The sequence below is a fragment of the Variovorax sp. EBFNA2 genome (assembly GCF_033802765.1).
Taxonomy (GTDB): Bacteria; Pseudomonadota; Gammaproteobacteria; order Burkholderiales; family Burkholderiaceae_C; genus Variovorax; species Variovorax paradoxus_H.
Genome location: NZ_CP138496.1, coordinates 934,347 through 956,675 on the forward strand (window position 1 = coordinate 934,347; position 22,329 = coordinate 956,675).

At 69.2% G+C, this 22,329-nt stretch carries 20 protein-coding genes; 14 read left to right on the forward strand and 6 right to left on the reverse strand.

Annotation, left to right across the window (positions count from 1 at the left end; all coding sequences use genetic code 11):
* Positions 1-4 precede the first annotated feature (4 nt).
* From mraY to RZE79_RS04240, 11 genes are all read left to right on the forward strand, one after another.
* Entirely contained in the window at positions 5-1,183 is a 1,179-nt protein-coding gene (gene mraY, locus RZE79_RS04190; RefSeq protein ID WP_319359148.1) for a phospho-N-acetylmuramoyl-pentapeptide-transferase, read from the forward strand.
* Between the two features lie 10 nt (positions 1,184-1,193).
* A complete protein-coding gene (gene murD, locus RZE79_RS04195; protein WP_319359149.1) occupies positions 1,194-3,479 on the forward strand; it encodes a UDP-N-acetylmuramoyl-L-alanine--D-glutamate ligase in 2,286 nt (761 codons plus the stop codon).
* Entirely contained in the window at positions 3,476-4,771 is a 1,296-nt protein-coding gene (ftsW, locus tag RZE79_RS04200) for a putative lipid II flippase FtsW (protein WP_373696535.1), read from the forward strand. Before murD ends, ftsW begins: the two co-directional genes overlap by 4 nt.
* Positions 4,768-5,829, forward strand: a complete 1,062-nt coding sequence (murG, locus tag RZE79_RS04205) for an undecaprenyldiphospho-muramoylpentapeptide beta-N-acetylglucosaminyltransferase (RefSeq protein ID WP_319359150.1) — start codon at positions 4,768-4,770, stop codon at positions 5,827-5,829. Before ftsW ends, murG begins: the two co-directional genes overlap by 4 nt.
* Positions 5,826-7,301, forward strand: a complete 1,476-nt coding sequence (gene murC / locus RZE79_RS04210; protein ID WP_319359151.1) for a UDP-N-acetylmuramate--L-alanine ligase — start codon at positions 5,826-5,828, stop codon at positions 7,299-7,301. The genes murG and murC overlap by 4 nt, the downstream gene beginning before the upstream one ends.
* A complete protein-coding gene (locus tag RZE79_RS04215) occupies positions 7,298-8,269 on the forward strand; it encodes a D-alanine--D-alanine ligase (RefSeq protein WP_319359152.1) in 972 nt (323 codons plus the stop codon). The genes murC and RZE79_RS04215 overlap by 4 nt, the downstream gene beginning before the upstream one ends.
* 3 nt (positions 8,270-8,272) lie before the next feature.
* Positions 8,273-9,061 carry a cell division protein FtsQ/DivIB gene (locus tag RZE79_RS04220; RefSeq protein ID WP_319359153.1) on the forward strand — a complete coding sequence of 263 codons (789 nt, stop codon included), beginning with the start codon at positions 8,273-8,275 and terminating at the stop codon, positions 9,059-9,061.
* Between the two features lie 20 nt (positions 9,062-9,081).
* Positions 9,082-10,311, forward strand: coding sequence for a cell division protein FtsA (gene ftsA, locus RZE79_RS04225; protein WP_056575685.1), 1,230 nt, complete (start codon positions 9,082-9,084; stop codon positions 10,309-10,311).
* A 169-nt stretch (positions 10,312-10,480) separates the two neighbouring features.
* Positions 10,481-11,695, forward strand: a complete 1,215-nt coding sequence (gene ftsZ / locus RZE79_RS04230; protein WP_099795080.1) for a cell division protein FtsZ — start codon at positions 10,481-10,483, stop codon at positions 11,693-11,695.
* A 232-nt stretch (positions 11,696-11,927) separates the two neighbouring features.
* Positions 11,928-12,851 carry a UDP-3-O-acyl-N-acetylglucosamine deacetylase gene (gene lpxC / locus RZE79_RS04235; protein WP_056575680.1) on the forward strand — a complete coding sequence of 308 codons (924 nt, stop codon included), beginning with the start codon at positions 11,928-11,930 and terminating at the stop codon, positions 12,849-12,851.
* A gap of 21 nt (positions 12,852-12,872) precedes the next feature.
* A complete protein-coding gene (locus RZE79_RS04240) occupies positions 12,873-13,049 on the forward strand; it encodes a hypothetical protein (RefSeq protein ID WP_192194973.1) in 177 nt (58 codons plus the stop codon).
* A 132-nt stretch (positions 13,050-13,181) separates the two neighbouring features.
* Here the strand turns inward: RZE79_RS04240 and RZE79_RS04245 are convergent, their stop codons facing one another.
* Positions 13,182-14,129 carry a LysR family transcriptional regulator gene (locus tag RZE79_RS04245; protein WP_319359154.1) on the reverse strand — a complete coding sequence of 316 codons (948 nt, stop codon included), beginning with the start codon at positions 14,127-14,129 and terminating at the stop codon, positions 13,182-13,184.
* Between the two features lie 107 nt (positions 14,130-14,236).
* On the opposite strand from RZE79_RS04245, the gene glyA reads away from it, so the two are divergent.
* Entirely contained in the window at positions 14,237-15,559 is a 1,323-nt protein-coding gene (glyA, locus tag RZE79_RS04250; RefSeq protein WP_319359155.1) for an aminotransferase class I/II-fold pyridoxal phosphate-dependent enzyme, read from the forward strand.
* A 7-nt stretch (positions 15,560-15,566) separates the two neighbouring features.
* Here the strand turns inward: glyA and ruvC are convergent, their stop codons facing one another.
* On the reverse strand, positions 15,567-16,115 hold the full coding sequence (ruvC, locus tag RZE79_RS04255) for a crossover junction endodeoxyribonuclease RuvC (RefSeq protein ID WP_319359156.1): 549 nt from the start codon (positions 16,113-16,115) through the stop codon (positions 15,567-15,569).
* Positions 16,116-16,264: 149 nt separating this feature from the next.
* On the opposite strand from ruvC, the gene RZE79_RS04260 reads away from it, so the two are divergent.
* Positions 16,265-18,343, forward strand: coding sequence for a hypothetical protein (locus RZE79_RS04260; protein WP_319359157.1), 2,079 nt, complete (start codon positions 16,265-16,267; stop codon positions 18,341-18,343).
* A 19-nt stretch (positions 18,344-18,362) separates the two neighbouring features.
* Here RZE79_RS04260 and RZE79_RS04265 read toward each other — a convergent pair whose 3' ends face one another.
* Positions 18,363-19,352, reverse strand: a complete 990-nt coding sequence (locus RZE79_RS04265; protein WP_101491192.1) for a phosphatidate cytidylyltransferase — start codon at positions 19,350-19,352, stop codon at positions 18,363-18,365.
* A 93-nt stretch (positions 19,353-19,445) separates the two neighbouring features.
* Entirely contained in the window at positions 19,446-20,312 is an 867-nt protein-coding gene (locus tag RZE79_RS04270) for a lysophospholipid acyltransferase family protein (RefSeq protein ID WP_319359158.1), read from the reverse strand.
* A 9-nt stretch (positions 20,313-20,321) separates the two neighbouring features.
* On the opposite strand from RZE79_RS04270, the gene RZE79_RS04275 reads away from it, so the two are divergent.
* Positions 20,322-20,759 (forward strand): DUF2809 domain-containing protein, encoded by a 438-nt coding sequence (locus RZE79_RS04275; RefSeq protein ID WP_319359159.1) that lies wholly within the window; start codon positions 20,322-20,324, stop codon positions 20,757-20,759.
* On the opposite strand, the gene mtgA is transcribed toward RZE79_RS04275, so the two are convergent.
* Together mtgA and aroE are read right to left on the reverse strand one after the other, a co-directional pair.
* Positions 20,704-21,447 carry a monofunctional biosynthetic peptidoglycan transglycosylase gene (mtgA, locus tag RZE79_RS04280; RefSeq protein WP_319359160.1) on the reverse strand — a complete coding sequence of 248 codons (744 nt, stop codon included), beginning with the start codon at positions 21,445-21,447 and terminating at the stop codon, positions 20,704-20,706. The two genes, RZE79_RS04275 and mtgA, sit on opposite strands and share 56 nt — an antisense overlap.
* A complete protein-coding gene (gene aroE, locus RZE79_RS04285; RefSeq protein ID WP_319359161.1) occupies positions 21,444-22,301 on the reverse strand; it encodes a shikimate dehydrogenase in 858 nt (285 codons plus the stop codon). Before aroE ends, mtgA begins: the two co-directional genes overlap by 4 nt.
* Between the last annotated feature and the right edge of the window lie 28 nt (positions 22,302-22,329).

The following is a 22,329-nucleotide window of genomic DNA, read 5'->3' on the forward strand; positions in this document are numbered from 1 at the left end:
CACCATGCTGATGTCCCTGGCCCAATGGCTGCAGACGCTGTCGCCCGAGTTCGGGTTCTTGCGCGTTTTCCAGTACCTCACGTTTCGCGCGCTCATGGCCGCGCTGACCGCGCTCGTGGTCGGCCTGGTGGCCGGCCCGTACGTCATTCGCCGCCTCGCTGCACTCAAGATCGGCCAGCCGATCCGCGGCTACGGCATGGAAACGCACCTGACCAAGAGCGGCACGCCCACCATGGGCGGCGTGCTCGTGCTGTTCGCCATCGCGTTCGCCACCTTGCTGTGGTTCGATCTGTCGAACCGCTTCGTGTGGATCGTGCTGTGGGTCACGATGGGCTTCGGCGCCATCGGCTGGGTGGACGACTGGCGCAAGGTGGTGCGCAAGGACCCCGAAGGCATGCGCTCGCGCGAGAAGTATTTCTGGCAATCGGTGGTCGGCCTGCTCGCGGGTTTCTACCTGCTGTTCAGCATTTCCGAGAGCTCCAACTGGCGCGTGCTCGAGCTGTTCTTCGCCTGGGTGCGCTCGGGCTTCGACCTCGACTTTCCGCCCAAGATCAACCTGCTGGTGCCGTTCTTCAAGGAAGTGAGCTACCCGCTGGGCGGCATCGGCTTCGTGATCCTCACGTACCTCGTGATCGTGGGCGCAAGCAACGCCGTCAACCTGACCGACGGCCTCGACGGCCTGGCGATCATGCCGGTCGTGATGGTGGGTTCGGCGCTGGGCGTGTTCGCCTATGTCACGGGCAGCGCGGTGTTCTCCAGGTACCTGCTGTTCCCCTACATCCCGGGCTCGGGCGAGCTCTTGGTGTTCTGCTCGGCCATGGCCGGCGCGGGGCTCGCGTTCCTCTGGTTCAACACGCATCCGGCGCAGGTCTTCATGGGCGACGTGGGCGCGCTGGCGCTGGGCGGCGCGCTGGGCACCATCGCGGTCATCGTGCGCCAGGAGATCGTGTTCTTCATCATGGGCGGCATCTTCGTGGTCGAGGCGATCTCGGTGATGGCGCAGGTCATGTACTTCAAGTACACGAAGAAGCGCTACGGCGAAGGCCGCCGCGTGCTCAAGATGGCGCCGCTGCACCACCACTTCGAGAAGAGCGGCTGGCGCGAGACGCAGGTCGTCGTGCGCTTCTGGATCATCACGATGCTGCTGTGCCTCATCGGCCTTTCCACGCTGAAGCTGCGGTAACCACACGACCATGCGGCACCTGAAAGACCTCCCCGTTCTCATCCTCGGCCTCGGCGCGTCCGGGCTGGCGATGGCGCGCTGGTGCGCGCGCCACGGCGCGGTCGTGACCGTGGCCGACACGCGCGAGGCGCCGGCTTCGCTGGCAACGCTGCAGGCCGAGCTGCCCGACGTGAGCTTCATCGGCGGAACGTTCACGGCCGCGCTGGTCGAAGGCACGCCGATCCGCGCCGTGTTCCGTTCGCCGGGCCTGTCGCCCGCGACGCTGGCGCCGGTCGTCGATGCCGCCAAGGCCGTGGGCCTCGTGGTCGGCGGCGAGCTGGACCTGTTCGCGCGCGCGCTGCTCGACCTGCGCACGGTCGAGGTGCCGGTGGTGGAAGTCGAGGCTGACGTGCCGGTTGAAACCGCCGTGGCCGAACCTGTCGTTGAAACGCCGGCCCAGGCCGAGCTGGCCTTGAGCGAAGAAGCCCCTGCGGTGGATGCTGCGGTGGTCGAGACGCCGGAAGTCCCTGCGCCGGAGGCTGCTGCGGCTGTCGAAGGCGAAGCCGAAACGGCTGCGCCTGTTGAAGCAACTGACGTTGTTGCCCCCGCTGACGCCGTGGCCCCCGAGCCGACGGCGGAGCCGATCGAAGCCGCACTGCCAGTCGATGCGTCTGCCGCAGAAGCCGAGCCGGCCGCGCCCGTCGAACCGACCGAAGCTGTCGACGCCACGCCGCCCGCCATGGCCGAAGCCATGCCGCGCGACGCGTCGCTGAGCGTGCCGGTGACGCCGCCGACCGAAGACGTCGTCGCCGAAGACGCCGCCACGGAAAACGGCGCAGCACCGGCCGCCACCACCGACGTGCCCGACGCACCCGACGCGCCGCCCGCGCCCGCGACCGCCGCCAGCCTCTCCCGGCTCCCGCCCCCCGGCAAGCCCTACGTGCCCACGGCCGCGCTGGAGGCCGCCGCGTTCGTCGCCACGATCGCCGAGCTGTCCGCCACCAACCCGGCGTCGGCTGCGGTCGAGGAAGACACGCCCCAGATGGTGCTCGTGCCGGAACCCGAGCCCGAAGCGCCCAAGGGCTACACGCCGGCCGTGCTCGCGATCAGCGGCACCAACGGCAAGACCACCGTCACCTCGCTCACCGGCCAGCTGGTCGAGCGCGCTGGCAAGACCGTGGCCGTGGCCGGCAACATCGGCCCGACGCTGCTGGACACGCTGGCCGCGCACATCGACGCCGACACGCTGCCCGAGGTGTGGGTGCTCGAACTCTCGAGCTTCCAGCTCGACGGTGTGCAAGGCTTCGAGCCCACGGCCGCGACCGTGCTCAACCTCACGCAGGACCACCTCGACTGGCATGGCGACATGCCGGCGTATGCGGCCGCGAAGGCGCGCATCTTCGGCGCCAAGGGCCTGATGATCCTGAACCGCGACGACGCCGGCGTGATGGCCATGCTGCCGCCGCCCGTTCGCGTGAAGCTGCAGCGTCCGCAGATCCGCACCCATGTCACCTTCGGCGGCGCGATGCCGCTGCGCCCCGGCGACTATGGCATCGAGCGCATCAATGGCGTTTCGTGGCTGGTGCGCGCGCTGGAAGCCGACGAAACGCAGAAGCGCAAGCGCGGCGCGGTGGTCGAAGAAGAGATCTTCTTCCAGCGCCTCATGCCCGCCGACGCGCTGCGCATCCGCGGCCGCCACAACGCCATGAACGCCCTGGCCGCGCTCGCGCTCGCCAGCGCCGCCGACTGCCCGCTGGGCCCCATGCTCTACGGCCTGCGCGAGTACCGCGGCGAGCCGCACCGCGTCGAACCGATCGCCATCGTGGACGACGTCGAGTTCTTCGACGACAGCAAGGGCACCAACGTCGGCGCCACCGTGGCCGCATTGAGCGGTCTTGGTGAGGAACGCCGCGTGGTCGTGATCCTCGGCGGCGAAGGCAAGGGCCAGGACTTCGAGCCGCTGGCCGACCCCGTGCGTCAGTACGCGCGCGCCGTCGTGCTCATCGGCCGCGACGCCCCGCTCATCGAGGCCGCGCTGGCCACGACCGGCGTGTCGCTGAAGCACGCGGGCTCGATGGAAGAAGCCGTCAAGCTCGCCGCCGCGCGCGCCCACCCCGGCGATGCCGTGCTGCTGTCACCGGCCTGTGCGAGCTTCGACATGTTCAAGGACTACGCGCACCGCGCCGAGGTGTTCTGCGAGGCCGTCGAGGCCTACGCCGACAGCCCGCGCGAGGCCGTGGGTGGCGACAACGCGGTGGTGTCGTACGTGCCCGGCGCGTCGCTGTCCACCGCCGGATCGATGGAGGACCCGATTTGAACTCCGCAGCCGCAGGCCAGGAAACCCGCACCGGCAGCCGTTTCGGCGGCTGGTTCCGGCGCGCCCGCAGCGGCATGGATTCGCTGCCCGTGCACCTGCCCGTGCGGCTGGGCGGCGCCGGCGTCGCGCAGACCAAGGCCACGCCGATGCGCGTGCTGGGCTTCGACCAGGCACTGGTCTGGGTCACGGTCGCGCTGCTGACCTGGGGCCTGGTCATGGTGTATTCGGCTTCGATCGCGCTGCCCGACAACCCGCGCTTCGCGCGCGCAGGCTACGGCGCCTCGTACTTCCTCACACGGCACGCGGCCTCGCTGGTCATCGCGTTCATCGCCGCGCTGCTGACCTTCCAGATCCCGATGAAGACCTGGGAGCGCGCCGCGCCCTGGCTCTTCGTGGCCTCGCTGCTGCTGCTGGTGGCGGTGCTCATTCCGCACATCGGCATCAACGTGAACGGCGCGCGCCGCTGGCTGCCGATGGGCTTCATGCGCTTCCAGCCGTCGGAGCTGGCCAAGTTCGCGATGGTGCTCTACGCCGCCAGCTACATGGTGCGCAAGATGGAGATCAAGGAGCGCTTCTTTCGCGCCGTGCTGCCGATGGGCATCGCGGTGGTGGTGGTCGGCATGCTGGTGATGGCCGAGCCCGACATGGGCGCCTTCATGGTCATCGCCGTGATCGCCATGGGCATCCTGTTTTTGGGCGGCGTGAACGCGCGCATGTTCTTCGTGATCGCGACGCTGGTGGTGGTGGCCTTCGGCTCCATCGTGGCGAGCAGCCCGTGGCGCCGCGAGCGCATCTTTGCGTACCTCGATCCGTGGAGCGAAGAGCACGCGCTGGGCAAGGGCTACCAGCTGTCGCACTCGCTGATCGCCATCGGGCGCGGCGAGATCTTCGGCGTGGGCCTGGGCGGCAGCGTAGAGAAGCTGCACTGGCTGCCCGAAGCGCACACCGACTTTTTGCTCGCCGTGATCGGCGAAGAGTTCGGCCTGGTCGGCGTGCTGCTGATCATCGGCATGTTCCTCTGGCTCACGCGCCGCATCATGCACATCGGCCGCCAGGCCATCGCGCTCGACCGCGTGTTCTCGGGCCTCGTGGCGCAGGGCGTGGGCGTGTGGGTCGGCTTCCAGGCCTTCATCAACATGGGCGTGAACCTCGGCGCACTGCCGACCAAGGGCCTGACCCTGCCGCTGATGAGCTTCGGCGGTTCGGCGATCTTGATGAACCTCGTGGCACTGGCTGTCGTGCTGCGCATCGACTATGAGAACCGCGTGCTGATGCGGGGAGGTCGCGTATGACGCGCACTGCTTTGGTCATGGCAGGCGGCACAGGCGGCCACATCTTCCCGGGCCTGGCCGTGGCCGAGGCCCTGCGCGAGCGCGGCTGGCGCGTGCACTGGCTGGGCGCGCCCGGCAGCATGGAAGAAAAACTCGTGCCCCCGCGCGGCTTCGCCTTCGAGCCGGTGCAGTTCGGCGGCGTGCGCGGCAAGGGCCCGCTCACGCTGTTCCTGCTGCCGCTGAAGCTGCTGCGCGCCTTCTGGCAAAGCCTGGGCGTGGTGCGCCGCGTGAAGCCCGACGTGCTGGTGGGCCTGGGCGGCTACATCACCTTTCCGGGCGGAATGATGGGCGTGCTGATGGGCAAGCCGCTGGTGCTGCACGAACAGAACTCGGTCGCGGGCCTCGCCAACAAGGTGCTGGCGGGCGTGGCCGATCGCGTGTTCACCGCCTTCCCGAACGTGCTGAAGAAGGCGCAGTGGGTGGGCAATCCGCTGCGCGCGGCGTTCACGTCGCAGCCCGATCCGGCCACGCGCTTCGCGGGCCGTACGGGTCCGCTGAAATTGCTGGTGGTCGGCGGCAGCCTCGGCGCGCGTGCGCTCAACACCGTCGTGCCGCAGGCGCTGGCGCGCATCGCGCCCGACCTTCGCCCGCAGGTGCTGCACCAGAGCGGCGCCAAGCAGATCGACGAGCTGCGTGCCAACTACGCGGCGGCCGGCGTCGAGGGCGAACTCACGCCCTTCATCGACGACACCGCGCAGGCGTACGCCGAGGCCGACCTCATCGTCGCGCGCGCCGGTGCCAGCACCGTCACCGAAATCGCGGCCGTCGGCGCAGCAGCGCTGTTCGTGCCTTTCCCCTCGGCGGTCGACGACCACCAGACCACCAACGCGCGCTTCCTCGTGGACGCGGGCGGCGGCTGGCTGGTGCAACAGACCGACCTCACCCCTGAATTGCTGGCTGATTTGCTACAGACAACCGAACGCGCGACCTTGATCGACCGGGCCCAGAAGGCCAAGACCCTGCAGAAGACCGACGCTGTAGACGCGGTCGTCCGCGCCTGCGAGGAGCTCGCGAAATGAAGCACGCGATCCGTCACATCCACTTCGTCGGCGTCGGCGGCTCCGGCATGAGCGGCATCGCCGAGGTGCTGCTGAACCTGGGCTACAAGATCACGGGCTCCGACCTGTCGGACAGCGCCACGCTGCGCCGCCTCGCGGGCCTGGGCATCGGCACCTTCGTGGGCCACGCCGCCGCGCACATCGACGGCGCGGACGCGGTCGTCACGTCCACCGCCGTGCAGTCGGACAACCCCGAGGTGCTGGCCGCGCGCGAGAAGCGCATTCCGGTCGTGCCGCGCGCGCTGATGCTCGCGGAGCTGATGCGCCTGAAGCAGGGCATCGCCATCGCCGGCACGCACGGCAAGACCACCACCACCAGCCTGGTGGCGAGCGTGCTCGACGCCGCCGGGCTCGACCCGACCTTCGTGATCGGCGGTCGCCTGAACAGCGCCGGCGCCAACGCGCAGCTGGGCAGCGGCGACTACATCGTGGTCGAGGCCGACGAGTCGGATGCCTCGTTCCTGAACCTGCTGCCCGTGATGGCGGTGGTCACGAACATCGACGCCGACCACATGGAGACCTACGGGCACGACTTCGCGAAGCTGAAGAAAGCTTTTGTCGACTTCCTGCACCGCATGCCGTTCTACGGCGTGGCCATCCTGTGCACCGACGATCCGGCGGTGCGCGACATCGTGGCCGACGTGACCTGCCCGGTCACCAGCTACGGCTTCGGCGAAGACGCCCAGGTGCGCGCCATCGACGTGCGCGCCGTCGGCGCCCAGATGCATTTCACCGCGCAGCGCCGCAACGGCGTGACGCTGCCCGATCTGCCCATCGTGCTGAACCTGCCGGGTGAGCACAACGTGCGCAACGCGCTGTCGGTGATCGCCGTGGCGGTCGAGCTTGGCATTCCCGACGAGGCCGTGCAGCGCGGCCTCGAAGGCTTCAAGGGCGTGGGCCGTCGCTTCCAGAGCTACGGCGACGTGGCCGTGCCGAACGACACGGCCGGCGGTCGCTTCACCGTCATCGACGACTACGGCCACCACCCGGTCGAGATGGCGGCCACCATTTCCGCCGCGCGCGGCGCCTTCCCGGGCCGCCGGCTGGTGCTGGCCTTCCAGCCGCACCGCTACACCCGCACGCGCGACTGCTTCGAAGACTTCGTGAAGGTCATCGGCACGGCGGACGCGGTGCTGCTGGGCGAGGTCTATGCCGCAGGCGAAGCACCCATCGTGGCCGCCGATGGCCGGTCGCTGGCGCGCGCGCTGCGCGTGGCCGGCAAGGTCGAGCCGGTGTTCGTGGACGACATCGCCGCGCTGCCGCAGACCATCCTGGACAACGCCCGCGCGGGCGACGTGGTGCTGTGCATGGGCGCAGGCTCCATCGGCGCCGTGCCGGGCAAGGTGGTCGAACTCGGCGCGGCTGTCGTGCCGTCGCCCCCCCCCTCATCAACAACTTCAGAGCGCACCGCGCGCAAGGGGAGGGCCTCGTGAGCCTTCAGGAACCACATCTTTTCGGCAAGGTCGCCGTGCTGTTCGGCGGCAGTTCCGCCGAACGCGAGGTGTCGCTGATGTCCGGCGCCGGCGTGCTGCAGGCCCTGCGTTCGCGCGGCGTCGACGCGCATGCGTTCGACCCGTCGGAGCGTGAACTCACCGACCTGAAGCGCGAAGGCTTCGCGCGCTGCTTCGTTGCGCTGCATGGCCGCCATGGCGAAGACGGCACCGTGCAGGGCGCGCTCGAGCTGCTCGGCATTCCCTACACCGGCTCGGGTGTGATGGCCTCGAGCGTGGCGATGGACAAGGTCATGACCAAGCGCATCTGGCAGGCCGACGGCCTGCCGACGCCCAAGTACGTGCGCCTGGCCTTCGACCAGCAAAGCCGCGAGCAGGTCATGGTGGTGCCCGACGTGCTCGGCCTGCCGCTGATCGTGAAGCCGCCGCGCGAGGGCTCGTCCATCGGCGTGACCAAGGTCGAGGGCTACTCGCAGATGCAGGACGCCGTCGCGTTGTCGGCCAAGTTCGATGCCGACGTGCTGTGCGAAGAGTTCATCGACGGCGAAGAAGTGACCTGCGCCGTGCTCGGCCAGGGCCTCGATGCACGCGCGCTGCCGGTGGTGCGCATCGCCGCGCCCGAGGGCGCCTACGACTACCAGAACAAGTACTTCACCGACGACGTGAAGTACCAGTGCCCGAGCGGCCTGCCCGACGCCGAGGAACGCGAGATCCAGCGCATCACGCTGGCCGCGTACCACACGCTCGGTTGCCGCGGCTGGGGCCGCGCCGACGTGATGATCCGCGCCAGCGACCGCAAGCCCTTCCTGCTCGAGATGAACACCTCGCCCGGCATGACCAGCCATTCGCTGGTGCCGATGTCGGCGCGCGCGGCGGGCATTCCCTACGAAGAGCTGTGCGTGCGCGTGCTGGCGTCCGCATCGCTCGATGCCAAGGGAGGCGCGAACTAAGCCATGGCCGACAGCATCCCCGCTCCTTTTGACGTCAAGCTGATGAACATCGTCGCGAACGTTGCGTTCGTGCTGGTGGCGCTCATGCTGCTGGCGGCGAGCGCGTGGTGGGTGCTGCGCCAGCCTTTCTTCCCGATCTCGGGCATCAAGGTGGACGGCGAGGTGACGCACAACAACGCGGTCACGCTGCGCGCCAACGTGGCGCCGCAGCTGAAGGGCAACTTCTTCACCATCGACCTGGCGCGTGCGCGCACCGCCTTCGAGACAGTGCCGTGGGTGCGCAGCGCGGTGGTGCGGCGCGAGTTCCCGAACAAGCTGCGCGTGACGCTGACCGAGCAGGTGCCCGTGGCGGTGTGGGGCGAGGAGGCCGGCTCCAAGCTGATCAACGGCTTCGGCGACGTGTTCGAGGCCAACGTGGCCGAGGTCGACGGCGACCTGCCGCGCCTGGACGGCCCGATCGAGCAGGCCGGGCAGGTGCTGGGCATGTACCGCGTGCTGGCGCCGATGTTCGAGCCCTACGACTTCGACATCGCCGAGCTGCGGCTGTCCAGCCGCGGCAGCTGGAAGGTGCTGCTGGACAACGGCGCCGAGATCGAACTCGGCCGTGGCCAGAGCGACGAGGTGTCGGCGCGCCTGCAGCGGTTCCTGAAGACCGTGACGCAGGTCGCGGGTCAGTACCGCCGCACGGTGGCCGACGTCGAACGCGCCGATCTGCGCCACAACGACGCGTATGCCCTGCGGCTGCGCGGCGTCACCACGGTCTCGCCCGAGGCCCCAAGAAAAATCAAGTAGCGAATACCGAGGACATCTACATGCCCAAAGAATACAAAGACCTGGTCGTAGGCCTGGACATCGGAACCGCCAAGGTGATGGTGGTCGTGGCCGAGGTGCTGCAAGGCGGCGAGCTGAAGCTGGCCGGCCTGGGCATCGCGCCCAGCAACGGCCTCAAGCGCGGCGTCGTGGTGAACATCGACGCCACCGTGCAGAGCATCCAGCAGGCGCTCAAAGAAGCCGAGCTGATGGCCGACTGCAAGATCAGCCGCGTCTACACCGGCATCACCGGCAGCCACATCCGCGGCATCAATTCGAGCGGCATGGTGGCGGTGAAGGACAAGGAAGTCACGCCCGCCGATGTGGCCCGCGTGGTCGAGACGGCGCGCGCCATCAACATCTCGAGCGACCAGCGCCTCTTGCTGGTGGAGCCGCAGGAGTTCGTGATCGACGGCCAGGACGTGAAGGAGCCGATCGGCATGAGCGGCATGCGCCTGGAGGCCAAGGTGCACATCGTGACCGGCGCGCAGAGCGCGGCCGAGAACATCATCAAGTGCGTGCGCCGCTGCGGCCTCGAGGTCGACCAGCTGATGCTGAATCCGCTGGCCTCGAGCCAGGCGGTGCTCACCGAAGACGAGCGCGAACTCGGCGTGGTGCTGGTCGACATCGGCGCGGGCACCACCGACGTGGCGATCTTCACCAACGGCGCGATCCGCCACACGGCCGTGATCCCGATCGCCGGCGACCTCATCACGAGCGACATCGCGATGGCCTTGCGCACGCCCACCAAGGACGCGGAGGACATCAAGGTCGAGCACGGCTACGCCAAGCAACTGCTGGCCGACCCTGAATCGCAGGTCGAAGTCCCCGGCCTTGGCGATCGCGGCCCGCGCATGTTGAGCAAGCAGGCGCTTGCCGGCGTGATCGAGCCGCGCATCGAAGAAATCTTCTCGCTGGTGCAGCAGGTGGTGCGCGAGTCGGGCTACGAGGAAGTGCTGTCTTCCGGCGTGGTGTTGACCGGCGGCAGCGCCGTCATGCCCGGCATGGTCGAGCTCGGTGAAGACATCTTCCTGAAGCCCGTGCGCCGCGGCATCCCGAAGTACTCGAGCGCGCTCTCGGACATGGTGGCGCAGCCGCGCGCGGCCACCGTGATGGGCCTGCTCGAGGAGGCACGTTTTGCACGCATGCGTGGTTTCAAGGTCGCACAGAAGAACGGGTCCGTAAAGACTGCGTTCGGACGTTTCAAGGACTTCATCGTGGGGAACTTCTGACCATGAACCACTCCCCACTCTGGCTCGCACGCGCGGGTCCTCCGCTGCATTTCAACGAGCGATGGCGACGCACCGGTCCACCATCGCGACGGCGATCCCGTTGATCACGTCAGGCAGAAGAAATATTCATAGATACATAACGGCAACTGCAATATTCAAGGAGTTAGAAATGACCATCGAAATGATCGAAGTCGAAGAATTCAACCAGGGCACGCAGATCAAGGTGATCGGTGTCGGCGGCGGCGGTGGCAATGCGGTCGCCCACATGATGGAGCGTGGTGTGCAAGGCGTGCAGTTCGTTTGCGCCAACACCGACGCGCAAGCCCTGCAACGCAGCAACGCGCACAAGAACATCCAGCTGGGCATCAGCGGCCTGGGCGCCGGCAGCAAGCCCGAGAAGGGCCGTGACGCGGCCGAAGCCGCGGTGGACGACATCCGCGCTGCCATCGACGGCGCGCACATGCTGTTCATCACGGCCGGCATGGGCGGCGGCACCGGCACCGGCGCTGCACCCGTGATCGCGCGCGTGGCCAAGGAAATGGGCATCCTCACCGTCGGTGTGGTGACCAAGCCCTTCGACTGGGAAGGCGGCCGTCGCATGACCAACGCCGACGCCGGCCTGGCCGAGCTCGAAGCCAACGTCGACTCGCTGATCGTCGTGCTCAACGAGAAGCTGCTCGACGTGCTGGGTGAAGACATCACGCAGGACGAAGCCTTCGCGCACGCCAACGACGTGCTGAAGAACGCCGTCGGCGGGATCTCGGAAATCATCAACGAGTACGGCGGCGTGAACGTCGACTTCGAAGACGTGCGCACCGTGATGGGCGAACCCGGCAAGGCCATGATGGGCACGGCCGCGGCTGCAGGCCCGGACCGCGCGCGCATCGCCGCCGAACAGGCCGTGGCCTGCCCGCTGCTCGAAGGCATCGACCTCTCGGGTGCCAAGGGCGTGCTGGTGCTGGTCACGGCATCGAAGGGTTCGCTGAAGCTGAACGAGTCGAAGCTCGCGATGAACACCATCCGCGCCTACGCCTCGCCGGACGCGCACGTGATTTACGGCGCCGCCTACGACGAGAGCCTGGGCGACCAGATGCGCGTCACGGTGGTGGCCACGGGTCTGTCGCGTGCTGACGCACGCCGCCAGGCTCCGACGCTCGAAGTGATCCGCACCGGCACCGACAACATCCCGTTCACCGTGCCGACGCTCGGCGGCATGGGCCACGCGGGTGGTGGTTCGGGCAGCCAGCCCAACTACGACGGCATGGCCGTGCCCAGCGTGTGGCGCACCAACCGCACGATGGCCGCCGCCAAGGTCGACGCGCTGTCGTCGGGTGGCATGGACGACTTCGAAATCCCTGCATTCCTGCGCCGTCAGGCCGACTGACCGCAGGCCACCGAACGCAGAGGGCACGAGGGTTCGCAAGGGGACGGGGAAGACCTGAAAGGGACTGACCCCCGGCCCTAGGCGCTGCGTCCACCTCGTGCCCCTTGCGTCCACCGCCGGGGGCTCCCCGGCTTTTTTGTGTGCGTTTTCTTTTTTTGACCGGTCCATGTCTATCGCGGCCATAGCCAGGGGAATAGGGCGTCAAGGTCGCAGCCCGCCTAAAATCATGGGCGTGCTGCAACAACGAACCCTCAAGTCGATCAGCCGCGCCGTGGGCGTGGGGCTACACAGCGGCCAACGCGTGGAGCTGACCCTGCGACCGGCCCCGGCCGACACGGGCATCGTGTTCCGCCGCGTCGACCTGCCCGAGCCGGTCGAGATCCGCATGACCGCCGAATCGGTCACCGACACGCGCCTGGCGTCCACCGTGTCCACGGGCGGCGCCAAGGTGCAAACGGTCGAACACATCATGTCCGCCTGCGCGGGCCTGGGCATCGACAACCTTTATATCGACATCACGGCCGACGAAGTGCCGATCCTCGACGGGTCGGCCTCGTCCTTCGTGTTCCTGCTGCAAAGCGCGGGCATCGAACTGCAGAAGGCGCCGCGCCGCTTCATCCGCGTGCTGCGCAAGGTCGAGGTGCGCGAAGGCGAGGGCGCCAACGAGAAGTGGGCGAGCCTGGAGCCGTACCACGGCTTCAAGCTGAGCTTCGAGATCGACTTCGACCACCGCGTCGTCAACTCCACCGGCCAGCGCGTGGAGTTCGACCTGGGCACCGACTCGTACAGCCGCGACATCGCACGCGCGCGCACCTTCGGCTTCACCAAAGAGGTCGAGTACATGCGCAGCAAGGGCCTGGCGCTCGGCGGCGGCCTCGACAACGCCATCGTCATGGACGACACCAAGGTGCTCAATGCCGGTGGCCTGCGCTACGACGACGAGTTCGTGAAGCACAAGATCCTCGACGCGATGGGCGACCTGTACATCATCGGCAAGCCGCTGCTGGCCGCGTACACCGCGTTCCGCTCGGGCCATGCGCTCAACAACAAGCTGCTGCGCGAGCTGCTCTCGCACAGCGACGCCTACGAGGTCGTGACCTTCGAAGACGAGAAGCGCGCGCCGCGCGGCTTCGGCGAAGTGGCGCGGGCCTGGTAAGCAGCGCGCGCCTTTTTCCAGATGCTTCTCTTTCGCTGGGCCATCCTGCTGCTTCTGCTGGTGGCGGGCGTGTCCTTCGCGTTCTATGCGGGCACGGGGCAGGTCAAGTACCGCCGCTTCGGCTGGGTCGTGTTCAAGTGGACGATTCTTGCGGCGCTCGGCTTCTTCGCCGTGCTCATCGCCGAGCGCGTCGCGTAATCTGGCTCGCCCCCAGGCTGCGCGGCACTTCGTGTCCGCTGCGCCAACCCCCTACCGGGGGCAACACCAGAGGCCCGGCAAAGCCGGTTCCTCGGTGTTTCACGAAAAATACCGCGCGGCCAATGATCGACCTCAGTCGACCAAAGCCTGCAGCGCCTGCACCTGCTGCGCCAGCAGCGGCCCCTTGCGGTGCGCGGGCACCAGCAACATCAGCGTGTCTCCCAGTGCCTTCGGCCGCCCCCAGGGCGCGTGCAGCCGGCCTTTCTCTAGCAGCGGCGCCACCAGTCGTTCGCGCCCCATCAGCACTCCTTCGCCATCAAGCGCGGCCTGCAGCGCGAGGCTGTAGAGCGAGAAATCGGGCCCGGCAGCCAGCGCATCGGCCTCGGTTGAAGAGGTGCCGGGGCGCACGGCCTGCAGCCAGCGCGACCAGTCGTCGCGCCACACCGTGTCGTGCAGGCCGCCGCAGCGCGGGAGCACGTCGATGAGGTCGTCGAGCGGGCGCGGGCGTCCGCTGTCCAGCGACCGCCGCACGCGCGGGCTGCACACGGGCACGAGGCGGTCGCGCGCGAGCGGGATGCCCGTTGCGCCGACGGCAGCCTCTGTGTCGCGTGCGTAGAACAACCCGAGGTCGAAGGGTTCGCGCCGAAAGTTCGGCGGCTGCTCCAGCGCCGTCACCGACACCTGCACGCCGGGCAGCGCAGCCTTCAGCCGCGAGAGCCGTGGCGACAGCCACAGCTGTGCCATGGCCGGCAGGGCCGCCACCTGCAGCGTGCTGCGGCGCGCGGCGGTCTGCGTTTCCTGGCGCAGCGCCTGCACCGCGAGGCCGAGCTGGTCGACCGCCGCACTGAGCGCGGGCAACGCGCGCCGGCCGTGCGCGCTGAGCCGGATGCCCTGGCTGTGCCGCTCGAACAGCGCACCGCCGGCCCAGGTCTCGAGCGCCTTGATCTGCTGCGCGACGGCGGCGGGCGTCACGAACAACTCTTCGGCCGCCCGCGCGAAGCTGCCGTGGCGCGCTGCCGACTCGAAGGCGCGCACGGCCGTGTGCGGCGGCAGGCGAGGGCGGGGTGGGGCGAGGGACATGGGGTGGAGGCCCAATTTTTCTAGGGCTCGGGCCCAGTTTATCCGTGTTGCCGGCGCAGGCACAGGGCGCGACCATGCGGTCATTCCTTTCCTCAGCGAGACGCCGCATGCCCGCAGCCCTTCACCGCCGTTCCTGGGTTCCCGCCGCCAGCGAGGACCACGTGCTCGCCATTGCCGCCGACGCCGCCGCGCGCGACGCCGCGGGCGTGGCCGCCGAGATCGAACGCCTCGTGGCCGACAACCACCGCCTCCACGACGTCGACGGGCTGAACCTCAACCCCGCCACCAACGTGATGAACCCCGCCGCCGAGGCGCTGCTGTCGCGCGGGCTCGGCTCGCGGCCGTCGCTGGGCTACCCGGGCGACAAGTACGAGATGGGGCTGGAGGCCATCGAGCGCATCGAAGTCGTCGCCGCCGAGCTCGCGGCCGAGGTGTTCGGCGCGCGGTTCGCCGAGGTGCGCGTGAGCTCGGGCGCGCTGTCGAACCTCTACGTGTTCATGGCGACCTGCCAGCCCGGCGACACGATCATCGCGCCGCCGCCCGCCATCGGCGGCCACGTGACGCACCATGCGGCGGGCGCGGCCGGGCTCTACGGCCTGAAGACCGTGCCGGCGCCGGTCGATGCCGACGGCTACTCGGTCGACGTGGTCGCGCTGGCCAAGCTCGCGCGCGAGGTGAAGCCCAAGCTCATCACCATCGGCGGCAGCCTGAACCTGTTCCCGCACCCGGTGTCCGCCATCCGCGAGGTGGCCGACAGCGTGGGCGCGAAGCTGCTCTTCGATGCCGCGCACCTCTCGGGCATGGTGGCCGGCAAGGCCTGGCCGCAGCCGCTCGAAGAGGGCGCGCATGCGATCACCATGAGCACCTACAAGAGCCTGGGCGGCCCGGCCGGCGGGCTGATCGTGTCGAACGATGCGGCGCTGATGGAGCGCATCGACGCGATCGCCTACCCCGGCCTCACGGCCAACTCGGACGCAGGCCGAACGGCCGCACTGGCCCGTGGCCTGCTCGACTGGAAGGTGCATGGCGTGGCCTATGCGGCAGCGATGCGCGATACCGCGCAGGCGCTCGCACGTGCGCTCGATGCCGAAGGCCTGCCCGTGTTCGCGAAGGCGCGCGGCTTCACGCAGTCGCACCAGTTCGCGCTCGAGGCCGCGCGCTGGGGCGGCGGGCAGCGCGCCGCGAAACAGCTGGCCCAAGGCGGCCTGTTGGCCTGCGGCATCGGCCTGCCGATCGCGCCGATCGACGGCGACATCAACGGCCTGCGCCTGGGCGTGCCCGAGATCGTGCGGCTGGGCTTCACGCCCGAGGACATGCCGCAACTGGCCGGCTGGATCGCGCGGGCGCTGGCAGGCGATGCGAACGCCGTGGCCCTTGAGGTGCGTGAACGCCGCCAGCGCCTGGGCGACCTGCGCTACATCGTGCGCTGAAACGTCCTCAGCGCGAACGCCCTTGCCGGTAGGTGCCGGCGTGCGTCTTCGACAGCTCGGCCGCTTCCGCGAGCCGCGCCATCGAACGGCCGACCTGCGCGTGCGTGATGGCGATGCCCAGCGCGTCCGCCGCATCGGCGCCCGGCAGGCCGGGCAGGTCGAGCAGGCGCTTCACCATCTCCTGCACCTGCGCCTTCGCGGCCTGGCCGTGGCCGGCCACGGCCTTCTTCATCTGCAGCGCCGTGTACTCGGCCACCGAAAGGTTGCAGCTCACCAGCGCCGTCACGCAGGCGCCGCGCGCCTGGCCCAGCAGCAGCGTCGACTGCGGGTTGACGTTGACGAAGATGATTTCGACCGCCGACGCATCGGGCTGGTAGCGCGCCGTGATCTCGCCGATGCCGTCGAACAGCACCTTCAGGCGCGCCGGCAGGTTGCCGCTGCCCAGGTGCCGGGTGCTGATGGTGCCGCTGGCCACGTAGCGCAGCGCATGGCCGTCCGCATCGACCACGCCGAAGCCGGTGGTCTGCAATCCGGGGTCGATGCCGAGAATCCGCATGAAAAGGAAGCGTAAAGGCCTAAGCCTGGGTGAGGAAGGTTGAAGAAGGCGCGAATTCGTGCGGGATGCGTGGGTATCGCGGGCAGAATCCGCCCGGTTCTTGCATTCCGCCCCGCTCCACGCGAGGCGCGCCACACAAGGAAGCGAAGGTGAATGTAGTCGAGTCCTCCGCGGAACAACAACTGAAGCAACTGAACGACGCCCAGTCCCTGATCACGCGCCTGCAGCCTCCCGCCGAACGCGCCGCCGCGAGCTTTCGCCAGGCGGAGCTGTGGAGCGACCTCGGCCGCCGCCGCGAGGCGATCGCCGCCTGCAGCCAATTGATCGCCGAGTTCGGCGCACTGCCCGACGCCGCCGTGGTCGTGCCCTGCTGCCAGGCGCTGCGCCTGCTCGCGCACGTGCTGCGCCAATTGCACCGCCCGGCCGACGCGCTGGCCACGCTCGACCGCCTCGTCGCTGCGCACGGCCAGCGCAGCGAGCCCGAGATCCGTGCGCACATCGCCCACGCGCTCTATCAGCGCACCTGGCTCATCGACGACGCCGCCGCGCGTTGCGAGGCTTGCGACTTCATGAGCGAACAGCTCGATGCGCAGGCCGATGCCGCGCTCGATATGTGGCGGCTCGACGCGCGCCTGCTCAAGGCCGAGATCGAACACCACCGCGGCCTGCCGCAAGACGCATTGGCCACGCTCGACGCAGCCATCGAACGCTTCGAGGGTGACACCGATCCCGGCGTGGTCCTGCGCGTGGCGCGGGCCCGGCTGGCCACGGTGCTCAACCTGCGCGAGCTGGCGCAGCACACCCAGGCCCAGGTGCTGTGCCTGCAGGTGGCCGACCAGATCGAGACCGGGCTGGCCGATGCCGCGCCCGAGCTGCGGCTGGAAGGCGTGCGCGCGCTGGCCTTGTTCTTCGACGGCCTCGGGCTCGACGAGGTCGCGCGCCGCGCCGAACTGGTCGGCTGGCTGCTCGACCGCTACGGCCACGACGCCTCTGCGCAGGTGCGTCGCCTCGCGGCCATGCGCGCCCACGACTGGGCCGTGGGGCTGCGCGACCAGGGTGACGGCGATGCCGCGCTGGCCGCCTGCGAGCGCCTGCTCGGCACTTTCGCGCGTGACGGCGACGCCGTGGTGCAGCGCACCGTGGCCACCACCTTGCTGCACAAGGGCTTCGTGCTGCTCGATCTGCTCGGGCGGCCCGAGGCCGCGCTCGCGGTGTACGAGCCACTCGTCGCGGTGTCGCGCGACGGCGCCACACCCGAACTGCGCGAGCTGCGCGTGAAGGCGACGGCGGGACGCGAGGCCTGCCTGAAGCGGCTGCGCAAGACCGGCGGCCTCGAGGCCGGCGAGCTGCCCGAGCGCTTCGATGCAGCGTGCGACACCGTCCGCGAAGGCCGCAAGCTCGGCGACGCGGGCGCATCGCGCGAAGCGATCGCGCTGTTCGACGAGGTGCTCGCGGCGCATGCCGCCTCGCCGCACCCGCTGATGCGCCGCCAGTGCGCGCGCGCCTTGTCGCACAAGACCTTCTGCCTGCTGGCGCTCGAACAGTTCGCCGAGGTTGTCGAGGCCGCCGACGCGATGGACGCGCGCTACGGCGCCGATGCCTCCACCGAGATGCAGTCGCAGGTGGCGCTGTGCCTGCAATACAAGAGCACCGCGCTCGACCGCCTCGCGCGGCCGGCGGACGAGATGCGTGTGCACGACGAGATCGTCGCGCGCTGGGGCAACTCCGAGCTGGCCGACCTGCGCGCGCGCGTGGCCGGCGCGCTGTTTCGCAAGGGCGCCGTGCTGCGCCGCGCGGGCCGGTTCGCCGAGGCCGTGGTCAGCTACGACGAGGTGATCGCGCGCACGGCGATGGCGCGGGACAGCGCCCTGCAGCTGTGGGCCGCCAAGTCGATGATCAACAAGGCCAAGGCCTTCGACAAGATGGACGACCTGCCGGGCCAGGCCAAGGCCTACCGCTTGCTCATCGCGCGCTTCGGCGAGTCGGGCGACGCGGCCTTGCGCGAGCGCGTCGCCAATGCCTGCGAATGGCTGGCCGAGGCCGAAGGCCGGCAGGGGCGGGTGGCGGCGCAGCGCGAGGCGCTCGAACAGGCGCTGGGGCGCTTCGGCACCGCGCTGTCGGCCGAGCAGCGCACGCGGCTCAAGCGTGAGCTTCAGGCGCTGAAGACGAAGGCTTTGGGACGGCGCGCGAAGCAGGCCTTCGATCGGGTGGTGCGGCGCAAGGCGTGACCGCCCGCCGCCCGGTGCTTCAGACGTTGAAGTACCAGCGGATCGAGTGGAAGAAGATCGGCGCCGCGAAGCACAGCGCATCGACGCGGTCGAGCAGGCCGTTGGCGCCGGTCACGCCTACGCCCTTCTGGCCCCAGTTCGGAATGCCGCGGTCGCGCTTGAGCGCCTTCATCACGAGGTGGCCCATCGAGCCCGCGACGCAGGCAATGATCGACACCGCGAGCGCCTGCCCGAACTTGAACGGCGTGATGAACGAGAACAGCGCACCGACCAGGCTGGCCACCACGATGCCGATGCCCCAGCTGGTCCAGTTGAAGCTGCGGCTCACGTTGGGCGCAAACGGCGTGCGCTGCATGCGCCGCGAGATCAGGTGCTGCACCAGCACCGAGGTCTGCACCACGAACACCAGGAAGAACACGAGGAACGCGCTCTTGCCTTCGTAGCCCGGAAAGGTCAGCAGCAGCAGCGCGGGCACGTGGCTCATGCCGTACACGCAGACCATGATGCCCCACTGCAGCTTGGCGTTGCGCTCCAGAAAATGGCTCGGGTCGTTCGCCAGCGCGCTCGCCACCGGAATGGCGAGGAACACGTAGACCGGGATGAATACCGTGAACAGGTCGAAGCGCGCCGTGGCCACCAGCCAGAACTGGATCGGCAGCACCACGAAGAACGCGAGGATCAGGCTGCGGTGGTCGCCGCGCCGCGTCGGGGAGAGCGTGATGAACTCGCGCAGCGCAAAGAACGAGATCAGCGCGAACAGCACGGTGGCCACCGTTTCGCCCAGCGCCCAGCCGATCCAGAACACGATCACCATGAACCACGTGGTGCCGAGCAGCGCGCGCACATGCGCCAGCTCGGCCTGCCACGACTCGTCGTGCACCGGGTTGCGCCGCTCCTTGAAGCTCAGGAAGAAGACGGTGGTGCTCACGATGACGAGCAGGCCGAAGACGATCAGGAAAAGGGCCGCGACCTGTTCGGTCGGGCTGAGGCTGCGCAGGAACTGGTTCATACCTTCAGGCCTCCCGCCGGGCCGCCCCAAGGGAGGTCTGCGCCCCCTCAGGGGGCAGCGAATACACGAAGTGATGAGCGTGGGGGGGCATATTCAGACGTCGCGCAAAGCGATCACGGCGGCACGCGCGCGGTCGAGGAAAGGGCGGCGCTCCTCGCCTTCTTCGACGCGGATCGGGGCGCCGAAGGTGACGGAGCACAGGATGGGCACGGGCACGATCTCACCTTTAGGCATCACGCGCTGCACGTTGTCGATCCAGGCCGGCACAAGGACCACGTCGGGGAACATCGTCGCCAGTGCGTACAGGCCCGACTTGAATTTCTGCGGCTCGCCGGTGTGGCCGCGCGTGCCTTCGGGGAAGATGATGATCGAGTCGCCGCTGCGCAGGGCGTCGATGAGCGGTGCAAGCGGGTCGGCGGCGGGCGGCTCGGGTGCGGCGACTGGTGCTTCGGGTTCGATGACGGGCGGCGGAGCGACCGGTGGTGGAGGCGGGGGCGGGGGCGCGGGAAGGTCGAGCTGGCCCTGGATTTCTTGCGGCGCCTCGGCGACGGTGATCGTTTCGATCGGCAGCAGCGGTTCCATCGAAGGCTCGATGCGCTCGGCCGGTGCATTGGACGCCGCGGGTGGCCGCACCTCAGGCGGCGGTGGCGCAACCGGTGTTGCTGCCGTCGCAGGCGCCGTGGCCGCACGCTCCACATACACCGCGTTGAACACCTCCGTCGTGATCCAGCGCTTGAACGGCGTGTTGGCCCAGTAGTCGCGCGCCGCGATCGGCCGCGTGATGCTGCGCAGTTCTTCGGGAAGCGCGGCCCAGATCATCACGAGGTCCGCGTGGCTCTGGTGATTCGCGAAGTAGATGCGCTGCTCGGCTTTCGGCGGACAGCCGTACCAGCGCGCCTGCGCACCGGTGAGCAATCGGACGATTCCCAGCAGCAACCAACCTGTGAGCTTTGCCAGCATATGGAGGCGATGATACGGGCCATGCGATGGCGTTTCGATCTTCTTTCCCTGGCGTGGGCGGTGGCCCTCTTTGTGTTGCTCGTGCTGCTGGCCACCGTCGGCGCGCGCTGGGGCTGGGTGCGAAGTTTCTTCGGCGACGTGCTGGCCGTGGCGTGGGTGTACGTGGTGTTCAAGACCTTCGTCGCCGCGCGCGTGCTGCCGCTCGCGCTGGCCGCCTTCGGCGTGGGGCTGCTGGTGGAGCTGGGGCAGTTCCTCGCGTCAGCGTGGCACCTGCACATTCCGAACCGCGCGCTGCGCATCGTGCTCGGCGCCACCGCCGACTGGTGGGACGTGGTGGCCTACGCGATCGGCTTCGTCGCCGTGCTGGCGGTGGAAGCGGCGGTGCGGAAGTTCAGGGCAGGTCGACCGCCGACATCCGCGCCACGATCGTCGATGCCCGCCCGTTGATGTACGACGAATTGGGCCGCCGCTCGAAGAACTTCGGGCTCGGCAGCATCACGGCCAGGCGCGCGGCCTCGTGTGAACTCAGGCGCGCCGCCGGCTTCTTGAAGTAGTACTGCGCCGCAGCCTCGGCGCCGAACACGCCTTCGCCCCATTCGACGTTGTTCAGGTAGATCTCGAGGATGCGTCGCTTGTCGAGCAGCACCTCGAGCAGCGTGGCGAGCACCAGCTCCTGGCCCTTGCGCAGCATGGTTCGTTCGCCCGACAGCAGCAGGTTCTTCGCGAGCTGCTGCGTGATGGTGGAGCCGCCGCGCAACGGGGCCGGCTGCACCGGTTTGCCACGCGCCGCCGCGCGCGCCATGCGCTTGGCGGCCAGCTGTTCGGCGCGGGCGTTGCGCTGGCGGGCACGCTCGATGGCTTCCCACTCGACGCCGTTGTGGTCGACGAAGCCGGCGTCTTCGCTCGCGATCACGGCGCGCTTGAGGGTGTCGTTGATCTGCGTGTACGGCACCCAGTCCTGGCGCCATCCGCCCTCGCGGCCCTGCGAGAGCGCAACGCGCCAGGCTTCGGAGCGCTGGAAGGCCGTGCTCTGCGGATCGACGACCGCCATGGCCGCGATGCGCACCACGAAGAACAGTTCGAGCGCCAGGCCCGCCACCACGAGGCAGGCGATCAGGCGCAGCAGGCCCTTCATGCGCCGGCGGCGAGCGAGGCGCGCAGCTCGGCCAGCACCTGTGCCGACGGCGGGCGCACGCCGCGCCAGAATTCGAAGGCTTCGGCGGCCTGTTCCACCAGCATGCCGAGGCCGTCGCGTGCGACCGCGCCGTGTGCTTCGGCCCAGGCCATGAAGCCTGCAGCGGCGGGGCCGTACATCATGTCGACGGCCAGCGCGCCGGGGCGCAGCACCTGCGCGCTCACGGGCACCGCGTCGCCCGCGAGGCTGGAGGCCGTGGCATTGACCACCACGTCGAAGGCGCCGGGCACTTCGTCGAGCGCCCAGGCCTCGAGCGTGGCGCCGTGGCGCAGCGCGAGCGCGGCATGGCGCTGCACCAGCGCGATGGCCTTGTCGAGCGTGCGGTTGGCCACCACGATGCGTGCGGCGCCCGCGTCGAGCAGCGGCCCGAGCACGCCCGCCGCAGCGCCACCGGCGCCGATCAGCAGCAGCGAGCGGCCCGCCAGCGGCACGCCGGCGTTGCGCACGATGTCGTTGACCAGGCCGATGCCGTCGGTGTTGTCGGCATGGATGCCGCCGTCGGCCTCGAAGCGCAGCGTGTTCACGGCCTGCGCCAGCGTGGCGCGCTCGCTGGTGTGCTGCGCGAGCGCGGCGGCGTCGAACTTGAAGGGCACGGTGACGTTGCAGCCGCGCGCGGTGTCGCCCTGCGCGGCGGCCTCGCTGCGGAAAGCGGCGATGCCTTCGGCAAACGCGCCGATCGGCACCAGCCGCCGGCCGTAGGCCATGGGCTGGCCGCAGAGCTCGGCAAAACGCGCGTGGATGCGGGGCGAGCGGCTGTGCTCGACGGGGTTGCCCATGACGCAGTACTGATCCATGGCCGGTGTTCCGTGTTCTGCTGTGGGG